The sequence below is a fragment of the Bacillus sp. PK3_68 genome (assembly GCF_003600835.1).
Taxonomy (GTDB): Bacteria; Bacillota; Bacilli; order Bacillales; family Domibacillaceae; genus Pseudobacillus.
Genome location: NZ_NQYC01000001.1, coordinates 863,492 through 876,474, shown reverse-complemented (window position 1 = coordinate 876,474; position 12,983 = coordinate 863,492). Strand labels below are relative to the sequence as shown.

At 47.1% G+C, this 12,983-nt stretch carries 7 protein-coding genes, 1 tRNA gene, 3 rRNA genes and 1 pseudogene; all 12 read left to right on the top strand.

All coding sequences use genetic code 11. The features are described 5' to 3' along the window. Positions 1-29: 29 nt before the first annotated feature. The gene (locus CJ483_RS04545; protein WP_120032309.1) at positions 30-539 is read left to right on the top strand and encodes an aromatic-ring-hydroxylating dioxygenase subunit beta; all 510 of its coding nucleotides are present in this window, start codon (positions 30-32) and stop codon (positions 537-539) included. 30 nt (positions 540-569) lie between these two features. After that, positions 570-1,352, top strand: coding sequence for an SDR family NAD(P)-dependent oxidoreductase (locus CJ483_RS04540; RefSeq protein ID WP_120032307.1), 783 nt, complete (start codon positions 570-572; stop codon positions 1,350-1,352). A 33-nt stretch (positions 1,353-1,385) separates the two neighbouring features. Further along, on the top strand, positions 1,386-2,354 hold the full coding sequence (locus CJ483_RS04535) for a VOC family protein (RefSeq protein WP_120032305.1): 969 nt from the start codon (positions 1,386-1,388) through the stop codon (positions 2,352-2,354). 133 nt (positions 2,355-2,487) lie between these two features. Then, positions 2,488-3,773, top strand: a pseudogene (locus CJ483_RS04530) (2-oxoacid:acceptor oxidoreductase subunit alpha); the annotation flags it as partial. Further along, on the top strand, positions 3,747-4,256 hold the full coding sequence (locus CJ483_RS25680) for a transketolase C-terminal domain-containing protein (protein WP_481747734.1): 510 nt from the start codon (positions 3,747-3,749) through the stop codon (positions 4,254-4,256). The pseudogene CJ483_RS04530 and the gene CJ483_RS25680, both read left to right, overlap by 27 nt. Next, positions 4,243-5,109, top strand: a complete 867-nt coding sequence (locus CJ483_RS04525; protein ID WP_120032303.1) for a 2-oxoacid:ferredoxin oxidoreductase subunit beta — start codon at positions 4,243-4,245, stop codon at positions 5,107-5,109. Before CJ483_RS25680 ends, CJ483_RS04525 begins: the two co-directional genes overlap by 14 nt. A 90-nt stretch (positions 5,110-5,199) precedes the next feature. Continuing rightward, a complete protein-coding gene (locus CJ483_RS04520; protein ID WP_120032300.1) occupies positions 5,200-5,442 on the top strand; it encodes a ferredoxin in 243 nt (80 codons plus the stop codon). Positions 5,443-5,967: 525 nt separating this feature from the next. Further along, the gene (locus CJ483_RS04515; RefSeq protein WP_182916964.1) at positions 5,968-7,164 is read left to right on the top strand and encodes a M14 family zinc carboxypeptidase; all 1,197 of its coding nucleotides are present in this window, start codon (positions 5,968-5,970) and stop codon (positions 7,162-7,164) included. Positions 7,165-7,814: 650 nt separating this feature from the next. After that, positions 7,815-9,368, top strand: a 16S ribosomal RNA gene (locus CJ483_RS04510). Positions 9,369-9,706: 338 nt separating this feature from the next. Continuing rightward, a 23S ribosomal RNA gene (locus CJ483_RS04505) occupies positions 9,707-12,637 on the top strand. Positions 12,638-12,740: 103 nt separating this feature from the next. Further along, positions 12,741-12,856 (top strand): 5S ribosomal RNA (gene rrf, locus CJ483_RS04500). Together the 16S, 23S and 5S rRNA genes with 1 tRNA gene alongside form the textbook arrangement of a ribosomal RNA operon. Positions 12,857-12,905: 49 nt before the next feature. Continuing rightward, positions 12,906-12,980 (top strand) — tRNA-Glu (locus CJ483_RS04495). The last annotated feature ends 3 nt before the right edge of the window (positions 12,981-12,983 follow it).

Here is a 12,983-nt window from a genome sequence, read left to right as displayed (position 1 = left end):
CAATCAAGTAAGTATGGGGGGAACACGCAATGAATTTAGAAAGGATGGCAGCAAACTACGAATTTGAGCAATGGCTGTATCGGGAAGCAAAATTGCTTGATGACATTGATTTTGACGGCTGGTTTAACTTGATGCATCCTGATCTTTTATACCAGATGCCGGTTCGCGTTAATAAGGAGGGAATTGAGCGGCCGGATTATTCAATGGATATGTTTGCTTTTAATGATGATATTGAATTATTGAAAATTCGTGTAGATCGTCTAAAAACAGATTATGCCTGGGCTGAAATTCCACCGTCTCGCACGCGGCGTTTAGTGAATAATGTTCGCCTTGAAGAATACACTCCTAATGAAAAAGCGGTGGTTTCGAGTTATTTGCTTATCTATCGAAGCCGCAGCACAGACATTCATCACGATTTAATTTCAGGAGAACGGCAGGACGAATTTACTTTCGTAGATGGAGAGTGGAAGCTGTCCAAGCGGATGTTCATTATAGATCAAACAACCATAAATACAAGGAATCTTGCTATCTTTGTATAACAGTAAGATAACAAAAGGGGAGGCGCTATAATGGCCTTAAAAGATAAAGTAGTGTTAATTACAGGTGGCGCGTCAGGAATAGGAGAAGCTGTCACCCGGCGTTTCATCCAAGAAGGAGCCAAAGTGAGCATTATCGGCCGTTCTGAAGAGAAGTTAGCGAAAATGCAAGAAGAATTTGGTGAAAGTATCCTCACTTATCAGGGGGATGTAAGCAAGTATGAGGACAACGAGCAAGCGGTTCAAGCGACTGTTAAGCAATTTGGAAAGTTGGATGTTTTTATCGCGAACGCTGGTGTATTCGATGGGTTTGCTAAATTTGCCGATGTGACTCCTGATGCACTTTCTGAGGCATATGATTTCCTTCTTGATATTAATGTTAAGGGTTCTTTTTTTGGCGCGAAAGCAGTGCTTGAAGAACTGCAAAAAACAAATGGAAATATCATTTTTTCTGTGTCTGGTGCAAGTTTTTATCCTGATGGCGGCGGTGTTTGGTACACAGCGAGCAAGCATGCTCAAATCGGACTCATGCGCCAACTTGCATTCGAACTCGCACCCCACATCCGGGTAAATGCGGTAGCTCCGGGAGGAACACTGACCGCACTTTCAGTTATTCCACCACTGCTCCCGTTTGTTAAAGTCGTAGATAATGAGACAAAAGCAAGCAGCATTAAAAAACGTAATCCCCTTCAAATCGCCCAGATGCCAGAAGATCACGTAGCGGCATATGTACTGTTAGCATCTGACGAATCACGTGCGATTACCGGTGAAGTCATCTCCAGTGATGGGGGGTTAGCCGTTCGCGGGCTCGGATGATCCAATTAAAAAACACTGAAGGAAGTGGTCCAAGTGTCTAAGCCGCTGACTGAAAAAAAGCCATTAATGGGAAATAATGTAGTGAATCAACTCGCTTTTGTAGTAAAGGACATTGAAAAAGCTTCCGAATCGTTCGCTAAGCTTCTTGGCATCCCTAAGCCTGAATGGTTTTTAACAGGGGATCAGAGCATCTCCAAAGTGGTCTATCGTGGACAGTCAACAAATTCACGCAGCAAATTAGTTTTTATGAATACTCCAACTGTGCAAATTGAATTGATTGAGCCAAACGAAGAGCCAGGAACAATGCGTGAATTTTTAAATACTGTAGGAGAGGGGATTCATCATATTGCCTTTGATGTAGACTCTATTAAAGACAGGCTCCCCGTGTTAGAGAAAAACGGCTACTCACTTCTGCAAAGCGGGGAATTTACATCAAGTGACGGTCGTTATGTATATGTAGATACGATAAGTGATCTAAAGACGCTTGTAGAAATGCTTGAAAGTACGGAACCTAGAGACATTGCTCCAATTACGGAGTGTTTTAATCCTTTGCTTGGGACAAATAAAGTTGAACAACTTGCTCTGGTTGTCAAAAATCTTGACGCTGCAGCCGATGCATACTGTAAGTTGCTTGGGGTGGAAAAACCACCTATCATTCAATCAGGCCCAAGGGAGTTGACTCAGGTTATTTATGAAGGGGAGCCTACTGAAGCGGATTCTAGATACATGTTCATTAATACACCGATGTTGCAAATTGAGTTGATCGAACCAGGAGAGGCTCCAAGCACATGGAAAAGTCATTTAGAGACATATGGGGAAGGCGTTCATCACATTTCGTTTGTTGTAAAGGATATGGACAAAAACATCAAGCTGCTGGAGGAGATGGGGTACCCTGTTATCCAAAGCGGAAACTTTTGGAATGGCAAGGGAAGGTATGCTTACATGGATACAACCTCAACATTTAAAGTGATTATAGAGTTGCTTGAAAAGTTTGATTCCTAAGTTAAGAAAGTCAATTTCTTTTACAGGCTGTCTGCTTATGGGCACCTGTCTTTTTTCTGAAAAATAAAGGCTATTGGTCCTGCAGCACAAGCAATAGTTTCATAGAGAATTATCGTAAAGGAGGTAGTGTCTAATGATAAATCAGCTTTCCTGGAAAGTCGGGGGACAACAGGGGGAAGGGATTGAAAGTACCGGGGAAATCTTTTCTACCGCTTTGAACCGTCTCGGATACTTTCTCTACGGGTACCGCCATTTTTCATCCCGAATTAAAGGCGGCCATACCAATAATAAAATTCGTGTGAGCACGACTCCTGTCCGTGCGGTCGCGGATGATTTAGATATTTTAGTGGCATTTGACCAGGAAACCATTGATGTCAACTATGGGGAGCTTCACGATCAGGGAATCATCATCGCAGATGCTAAGTTCAATCCAGTGAAGCCAGATCAGGCAAAGGCAGAATTGTATGTCGTTCCTTTCACAGAAATCGCGGCTGAACTGGGTACGTCGTTGATGAAGAACATGGTAGCTGTAGGGGCCACATGTGCTGTTATTAATTTAGATGTACACGTGTTTACCAATGTAGTAGAAGAAATTTTTGGCCGCAAGGGAGAAGCCGTTGTCCAGAAGAACATGGAAGCGATTCAACAAGGCTATCAATATATGTGTGACCAGCTTGGCAGCAAAGTAGGAGCCATGCAGCTTGAAGCGGCAGATGGACATCAGCGGATGTTCATGATCGGCAATGATGCGATCGCACTCGGTGCCCTGGCGGGCGGTGTCCGTTTGATGGCGGCTTACCCGATTACGCCAGCTTCTGAAATTATGGAATACTTGATCGACAAGCTGCCGAAGGTCGGCGGAACGGTCATTCAAACAGAAGATGAAATTGCGGCAGCCACGATGGCGATCGGTGCCAATTATGGCGGCATTCGTTCCTTTACCGCTTCTGCGGGACCGGGTCTCTCTTTAATGATGGAAGCGATTGGCCTGGCGGGGATGACAGAAACGCCGCTCGTTGTCGTTGATACTCAGCGGGGGGTCCATCTACCGGCTTGCCAACAAAGCAAGAACAGTCCGACTTACTGGCGATGATTTACGGAACCCATGGCGAAATCCCGAAAATCGTGATGGCGCCAAGCACGGCAGAAGAAGCCTTTTATGATACGGTGGAAGCCTTTAATCTCGCAGAAGAATATCAATGTCCGGTGATTCTTCTATCTGACTTGCAGCTATCTCTTGGCAAACAAACCGTCGAACCGCTGGACTATAGCCGAGTAGAAATCCGCCGAGGCAAACTTGTTCAAGAAGAGCTGCCGGAGCTGGATGGAAAAGCTTACTTTAAACGCTATGAAGTGACAGAGGACGGAGTTTCCCCTCGAGTGATCCCTGGCATGAAGCATGGCATTCACCACGTAACAGGGGTGGAGCATGATGAGACCGGCAGGCCGTCCGAAGGAGCGGCTAATCGCCAGGCTCAAATGGACAAGCGAATGAGAAAGCTGGAGCAGATCCGCTTTGATACACCGGTCTATAAAAACGCTCAGCATGAAGAAGCTGATTTATTGTTGATCGGATTTAATTCCACTCGCGGGGCGATTGAAGAAGCGATGGAACGGTTAGAGCAGGAGGGGGTAAAAGTCAACCATGCTCAAATTAGACTCATTCATCCGTTCCCGTCAGAAGAAATCTTGCCGCTGATCGAGTCAGCGAAAAACGTGCTTGTCGTAGAAAATAATGCGACTGGCCAATTGGCGAATATCATTAAAATGAATGTAGGCCACATTCAGAAAGTGAAAAGCCTGCTAAAATATGACGGCAATCCATTCCAGCCGCATCATATTTATCATGGCAGCAAAGAACTTTTCCCATTACAAGGAGCGGTTACAAATGGCAACGTTTAAAGATTTTCGAAATGATGTAAAACCAAACTGGTGTCCAGGCTGCGGTGACTTTTCTGTCCAGGCGGCGATTCAGCGGGCGGCGGCCAATATCGGCTTGACGCCGGATCAGCTTGCGGTTATTTCCGGCATCGGCTGTTCGGGACGTATTTCAGGCTACATTAAATCATACGGCCTTCATGGGATTCATGGGCGATCACTGCCGATTGCTCAAGGAGTGAAGATGGCCAACAAAGACTTAACGGTGATTGCTTCTGGCGGAGACGGCGATGGATTCGCCATCGGCATGGGGCATACGATTCATGCGATGCGCCGCAATATTGATATGACTTATATTGTGATGGATAATCAGATTTACGGGTTAACAAAGGGGCAAACCTCTCCTCGCTCTGCTCAGGGATTTGTAACAAAGTCCACTCCGAAAGGAGCGATTGAAGGAACGGTCTCTCCCATGGAGCTGGCGCTGACAAGTGGTGCTACATTTGTCGCTCAAAGCTTCTCTACGGACCTGAAGGACTTAACGGCCATCATTGAAGCGGGCATCAACCATAAGGGCTTTTCTATTATTAACGTGTTCAGCCCATGTGTGACCTATAATAAAATTAACACCTATGATTGGTTTAAAGAAAACTTAACGAAGCTTTCTGCGATTGAAGACTATGATTCTTCCAATCGGGAGATGGCGATGAATACGCTGATGCAACACAACGGTCTCGTAACAGGGATCATTTATCAGGATAAAGAAAGAGCTTCTTATCAAGAGCTTGTGCATGGCTATGCAGAAGAACCGCTGGCCAGCCAAGACCTGCAGCTAGGCGATGAAATGTTTAATAATCTTGTGAAGGAATTTATCTAGTTCAGGTTTGTAATTACCAAGTGAATGTAGGAAAACTGTGTGTTAGAAGCTTTTATCATTGTGATTTTTATCAAGAAAGAAGGTAGTTGAGTGCCAAAGTATACATTTGTTGATCAAGATACATGTATCGCCTGTGGAGCATGCGGAGCTGCTGCACCAGACATTTATGACTACAACGAGGAAGGCATAGCCTATGTGATCTTAGATGGTAATCAGGGAGTTACCGAAATTCCTGAAGAGTTACTAGAAGAGGTAGAGGATGCCATTGACGGCTGTCCGACTGAATCCATCAAGATAGAGGATCAGCCTTTTAAGATTAAGATAACTAGTTAATTGGGAGTAACTCTTCGGAGATAACTCAAGTATCAGTGCATGCAAAAGCAATATTGGACGCAAGACCAGCAAGATTGTAAATTCCGCTATTGAGTCGCGGGAAAAGTAATCCGACCTAAGGCTGATGGGCTTATTGTTAGTGATAGCATAGAGATCGACTTGACCGCCATTTGCAAAAGAATGTTTAGTACAAACAGTTAGAGGAATGTCTTCCGTTAATAAAGGGCGCAGCAAATTTGGGTTTGACGGAGAGGGACATACAGCAATTACTCTCTTTACGCTGCATCCTATTTGCTGGGACTGTGGGAGTTCGAGTATTGGTTGCTTGAAAGAACCCTTAAGTAGTACAGAAGACAGTTTATAGAAAGATAATTCTCAAGATTCTGAATATAAGTACCTGTACCTCCTTTTATTTTTTAGTCTCAACTATTCATTTTCCACTAAGAAGGAAGGAAAGGGATAACATGCATAGAATTATCTCCATGCATGTAGTAAAAATAAGGGTTCAAGATAGGAGGACTGAGAATGAAGAAGGTTGTCAAGGTTCTAAGTTCAACCGCTTTAGCTGCATCTTTACTTACAATACCGACAATGGGATTAGCTGATCCTGGACCAAGTCCGCAGCAAGGGGAAAATTTATCAATTGAAGGCTTTATTAGCTATGAGGAGCTTGGCAAGAAGCTTGGACAAATCCAAAAATCAAGCCAGGGAAAAGTGAGTGTTGAGACAGCTGGGTATACAAACCAAGGACGTGGGATTTATAAGGTATCGGTTGGCCATGGTAAAAAGGTGATGCTTATCCAGAGTGAAATACACGGAAACGAAAAAACAGGAACAGTTGCGCTTCTAAATATTTTGCAGACCCTTGGATCGAGCAATTCAAAAGAAGCGAAAAAAATTCTTGATGAACTTACAATTGTTATTATTCCAATGATGAATGCGGATGGGTCTGAGCTAAGTCGCCGCGCAAACGATATGAACTGGGAAGAGGTCGTTGCTAAGTTTCCGCAACTTGCGAATGCCAAGCCCGCGTGGAACTATTATTCCTCTCCAGGAAGCTGGGATTATGATAAAAAACCGGGATTTGATGTTAATCGTGATTTCAACCCAGATTTGAATTACGTTCCAAAAGCAGACGATTTCCCAGGAGCATCCAATAAATACGGCTGGTATATTACACCTGAAGCGCAAACTGTAAGAGATGTGTATAAGGACTTGAAAACACAGTTTGGGAATGTAGATGTATTTGTAGATCTTCACCATCAGGGATTTCCTTATGTAGAGGGGACTGATGATAGGGTAACGATGTCCCTATCAGGCAAGTTTGTAACGAACCCGAACAGTCCGGGCGGTGAAAAATATGCTGCTTATGCTGATAAATTCAAATATGATTTTTCACGCCAGTTGAATGTGGCGGCTTACAATGCCTTGCAGGCAAAAGGGGATTCTGTCTTTACGAATATTTCCTTGTATGATCAAAACATTGACCTGCCTGGCACTGCATTAGGAGCGTTTGCATTAAATGGAAGTGGAACTGTTCTGTTTGAGGTGAGCGGTCAAACACAAAATTTTGGGCAAAAGAAGAGAGGACAGCTTGTAAAAACAGTCGAGACAGGTCTTATGGGAATTATTAATAGCGTAGCTGATGGCTCAGTCAGTGAATTAAATCCTAAAGACTATGAGAAAATTCCTTTAAGTGCAAGAACACCTGGCGGTTTATAAAATATACATTTGCTAGCTGTGAATGATTGTATCAATTTGCAGCTGGCACTTTTTTATAAGCAGTGTTTGAATGTTACTGAAGTACATTTAATAGGAAAGTTTCTCAAACAATTGCTGATCTGTCCCCTAATAAGTTGTTTGTGTTATCTTCAATGAGCTGTAGCTTGCGGCTTTCCTCTATCATAAAATCGGTGCTTGCCCCTAGAACAAATATTATTTATCTAACAGTCTGCACATAGGATTAAAAGCATTGATTAGTGAGGGGTGTATTACTATAGAAAGAATGCGTGAGGAGAAAGGAAGAGAAAGTACACAGGTAAATGAATGTGCTGTATAAAAGGTAGATTTGAAATTTAACTTTATTGTAATGTACATAGGGCACCTTTTGCAGTGATACATTCAACTTTAATCAATTAAAATAGTATTGACTTTAGATTTTATCTTGTGATATATTATTTTTCGCTGCTAAAAACAGTGATGTAGAGAAAAAACATTTTCGGAAAAAATTGTTGACACTATTATTTTAAGGTGTTATTATGATATAGCTGTCGCTGATAACGACAACGAAACAAATTGATCTTTGAAAACTGAACAAAATACATGCCAGTAAGTTAATTCTTATTTTTAAATTATGAGCAAGTCAAACAATCTTTTTGGAGAGTTTGATCCTGGCTCAGGACGAACGCTGGCGGCGTGCCTAATACATGCAAGTCGAGCGGACTTGACGGAGCTTGCTCTGTTCAAGTTAGCGGCGGACGGGTGAGTAACACGTGGGTAACCTGCCTGTAAGACTGGGATAACTCCGGGAAACCGGGGCTAATACCGGATATTCTTTTTCTTCGCATGAAGAGGAATGGAAAGGCGGCTTTTAGCTGTCACTTACAGATGGACCCGCGGCGCATTAGCTAGTTGGTGAGGTAACGGCTCACCAAGGCGACGATGCGTAGCCGACCTGAGAGGGTGATCGGCCACACTGGGACTGAGACACGGCCCAGACTCCTACGGGAGGCAGCAGTAGGGAATCTTCCGCAATGGACGAAAGTCTGACGGAGCAACGCCGCGTGAGTGAAGAAGGTTTTCGGATCGTAAAGCTCTGTTGTCAGGGAAGAACAAGTACCAAAGTAACTGTTGGTACCTTGACGGTACCTGACCAGAAAGCCACGGCTAACTACGTGCCAGCAGCCGCGGTAATACGTAGGTGGCAAGCGTTGTCCGGAATTATTGGGCGTAAAGCGCGCGCAGGCGGCTTCTTAAGTCTGATGTGAAAGCCCACGGCTCAACCGTGGAGGGTCATTGGAAACTGGGAGGCTTGAGTGCAGAAGAGGAGAGCGGAATTCCACGTGTAGCGGTGAAATGCGTAGAGATGTGGAGGAACACCAGTGGCGAAGGCGGCTCTCTGGTCTGTAACTGACGCTGAGGCGCGAAAGCGTGGGGAGCGAACAGGATTAGATACCCTGGTAGTCCACGCCGTAAACGATGAGTGCTAAGTGTTGGAGGGTTTCCGCCCTTCAGTGCTGCAGCTAACGCATTAAGCACTCCGCCTGGGGAGTACGGCCGCAAGGCTGAAACTCAAAGGAATTGACGGGGGCCCGCACAAGCGGTGGAGCATGTGGTTTAATTCGAAGCAACGCGAAGAACCTTACCAGGTCTTGACATCCCGCTGACCGGTCTGGAGACAGACCTTTCCCTTCGGGGACAGCGGTGACAGGTGGTGCATGGTTGTCGTCAGCTCGTGTCGTGAGATGTTGGGTTAAGTCCCGCAACGAGCGCAACCCTTGATCTTAGTTGCCAGCATTCAGTTGGGCACTCTAAGGTGACTGCCGGTGACAAACCGGAGGAAGGTGGGGATGACGTCAAATCATCATGCCCCTTATGACCTGGGCTACACACGTGCTACAATGGATGGTACAAAGGGCTGCAAGACCGCAAGGTTTAGCCAATCCCATAAAACCATTCTCAGTTCGGATTGCAGGCTGCAACTCGCCTGCATGAAGCCGGAATCGCTAGTAATCGCGGATCAGCATGCCGCGGTGAATACGTTCCCGGGCCTTGTACACACCGCCCGTCACACCACGAGAGTTTGCAACACCCGAAGTCGGTGGGGTAACCCTTACGGGAGCCAGCCGCCTAAGGTGGGGCAGATGATTGGGGTGAAGTCGTAACAAGGTAGCCGTATCGGAAGGTGCGGCTGGATCACCTCCTTTCTAAGGGAATTGTGAACCGTGTCAGGCTTTTAGCCGCACGTAGTAGCAACAGAGAACGCTGTTCTCACAAACGAATTAACGGCATTGTTTTTTGTTCAGTTTTGAAGGATGAATTCCTTCTCTATAGGTAAGCAACTTTGTTCTTTGAAAACTGGATAATATCGTATAAAAGTAACCAAGCAATAACCGAGTAATCGCCATTTTAGGTATTTTTCAAAGAAAGAAGAGAAGCAAGCAGTTCTAGGAAGCAACTGAATGACTGACTGAGCGTATTTGCATACGTGAGGGAAGGAATGAAGAAAGTTGACGATGAAATGCGCCGCTTGTATTTTTTCTTAGGTTAAGTTAGAAAGGGCGCACGGTGGATGCCTTGGCACTAGGAGCCGAAGAAGGACGGGACTAACTCCGATATGCTCCGGGGAGCTGTAAGTAAGCGTTAATCCGGAGATTTCCGAATGGGGAAACCCACTGTTCGTAATGGAACAGTATCCCTACCTGAATCCATAGGGTAGGAGAAGGCACACCCGGGGAACTGAAACATCTAAGTACCTGGAGGAAGAGAAAGCAAACGCGATTCCCTGAGTAGCGGCGAGCGAAACGGGAACAGCCCAAACCAGAAGGCTTGCCTTCTGGGGTTGTAGGACACTCTATACGGAGTTACAAAAGAACGGTGTAGGCGAAGAGGTCTGGAAAGGCCCATCAGAGAAGGTAACAATCCTGTAGCCGAAACATCGCTCTCTCCAGAGTGGATCCTGAGTACGGCGGAACACGTGAAATTCCGTCGGAATCCGGGAGGACCATCTCCCAAGGCTAAATACTCCCTAGTGACCGATAGTGAACCAGTACCGTGAGGGAAAGGTGAAAAGCACCCCGGAAGGGGAGTGAAAGAGAACCTGAAACCGTGTGCCTACAAGTAGTCAGAGCCCGTTAATGGGTGATGGCGTGCCTTTTGTAGAATGAACCGGCGAGTTGCGATTTCATGCGAGGTTAAGCCGTAAAGGCGGAGCCGCAGCGAAAGCGAGTCTGAATAGGGCGCATGAGTATGAGGTCGCAGACCCGAAACCAGGTGATCTACCCATGTCCAGGGTGAAGGTAAGGTAACACTTACTGGAGGCCCGAACCCACGCACGTTGAAAAGTGCGGGGATGAGGTGTGGGTAGCGGTGAAATTCCAATCGAACCTGGAGATAGCTGGTTCTCTCCGAAATAGCTTTAGGGCTAGCCTCAAGGGAAGAGTCTTGGAGGTAGAGCACTGTTTGGACTAGGGGCCCCCTCGGGTTACCGAATTCAGACAAACTCCGAATGCCAAAGACTTATCCTTGGGAGTCAGACTGCGAGTGATAAGATCCGTAGTCAAGAGGGAAACAGCCCAGACCACCAGCTAAGGTCCCCAAGTATACGTTAAGTGGAAAAGGATGTGGAGTTGCTTAGACAACCAGGATGTTGGCTTAGAAGCAGCCACCATTTAAAGAGTGCGTAATAGCTCACTGGTCGAGTGACTCTGCGCCGAAAATGTACCGGGGCTAAACGTATCACCGAAGCTGTGGATGGACACCTTGTGGTGTCCGTGGTAGGAGAGCGTTCTAAGGGCGGTGAAGCAAGACCGGAAGGACTTGTGGAGCGCTTAGAAGTGAGAATGCCGGTATGAGTAGCGAAAGAAGGGTGAGAATCCCTTCCACCGAATGCCTAAGGTTTCCTGAGGAAGGCTCGTCCTCTCAGGGTTAGTCGGGACCTAAGCCGAGGCCGATAGGCGTAGGCGATGGACAACAGGTTGATATTCCTGTACCACCTCTTCACCATTTGAGCAATGGGGGGACGCAGGAGGATAGGGCAAGCGCACAGTTGGTTGTGCGTCCAAGCAGTTAGGCCGGTGATGAGGCAAATCCCATCACCACGAAGGCGGAGCTGTGACGGCGAGGGAAGTTTAGTACCGAAGTTCCTGATTCCACACTGCCAAGAAAAGCCTCTAGCGAGGTGAAAGGTGCCCGTACCGCAAACCGACACAGGTAGGCGAGGAGAGAATCCTAAGGTGAGCGAGTGAACTCTCGTTAAGGAACTCGGCAAAATGACCCCGTAACTTCGGGAGAAGGGGTGCTCTTTGGGGTGCATAGCCCTGAGGAGCCGCAGTGAATAGGCCCAGGCGACTGTTTAGCAAAAACACAGGTCTCTGCGAAGCCGTAAGGCGAAGTATAGGGGCTGACGCCTGCCCGGTGCTGGAAGGTTAAGAGGAGGGGTTAGCTCACGCGAAGCTCTGAATTGAAGCCCCAGTAAACGGCGGCCGTAACTATAACGGTCCTAAGGTAGCGAAATTCCTTGTCGGGTAAGTTCCGACCCGCACGAAAGGCGTAACGATCTGGGCACTGTCTCAACGAGAGACTCGGTGAAATTATAGTACCTGTGAAGATGCAGGTTACCCGCGACAGGACGGAAAGACCCCGTGGAGCTTTACTGCAGCCTGATATTGAATTTCGGCACAGCTTGTACAGGATAGGTAGGAGCCTTTGAAACCGGAGCGCCAGCTTCGGTGGAGGCGTCGGTGGGATACTACCCTGGCTGTGTTGAACTTCTAACCCGCACCCGTGATCCGGGTGGGAGACAGTGTCAGGCGGGCAGTTTGACTGGGGCGGTCGCCTCCTAAAGAGTAACGGAGGCGCCCAAAGGTTCCCTCAGAATGGTTGGAAATCATTCGCAGAGTGTAAAGGCACAAGGGAGCTTGACTGCGAGACCTACAAGTCGAGCAGGGACGAAAGTCGGGCTTAGTGATCCGGTGGTTCCGCATGGAAGGGCCATCGCTCAACGGATAAAAGCTACCCCGGGGATAACAGGCTTATCTCCCCCAAGAGTCCACATCGACGGGGAGGTTTGGCACCTCGATGTCGGCTCATCGCATCCTGGGGCTGTAGTCGGTCCCAAGGGTTGGGCTGTTCGCCCATTAAAGCGGTACGCGAGCTGGGTTCAGAACGTCGTGAGACAGTTCGGTCCCTATCCGTCGCGGGCGCAGGAAATTTGAGAGGAGCTGTCCTTAGTACGAGAGGACCGGGATGGACGCACCGCTGGTGTACCAGTTGTCTTGCCAAAGGCATCGCTGGGTAGCTATGTGCGGACGGGATAAGTGCTGAAAGCATCTAAGCATGAAGCCCCCCTCAAGATGAGATTTCCCATAGCGCAAGCTAGTAAGATCCCTGAAAGATGATCAGGTAGATAGGTTCGAGGTGGAAGCGTGGCGACACGTGGAGCTGACGAATACTAATCGATCGAGGACTTATCCTAAATGATACGCCTAACGGCGTCACACACAAAATGGCACGGAGTTGCCGGTTACTGACACATATTATCCAGTTTTGAAAGAACAAACTCTTTCAATTTTATACAGTCTGGTGGCGATAGCGAAGAGGTCACACCCGTTCCCATCCCGAACACGGAAGTTAAGCTCTTCAGCGCCGATGGTAGTTGGGGGATTCCCCCTGTGAGAGTAGGACGCTGCCAGGCAAGCCCCCTAATCGGGGTTTTTCTTTTGGCTTCCTTTACATACATAGAAGGCCCCTTGGTCAAGCGGTTAAGACACCGCCCTTTCACGGCGGTAACACGGGTTCGAATCCCGTAGGGGTCACCATTT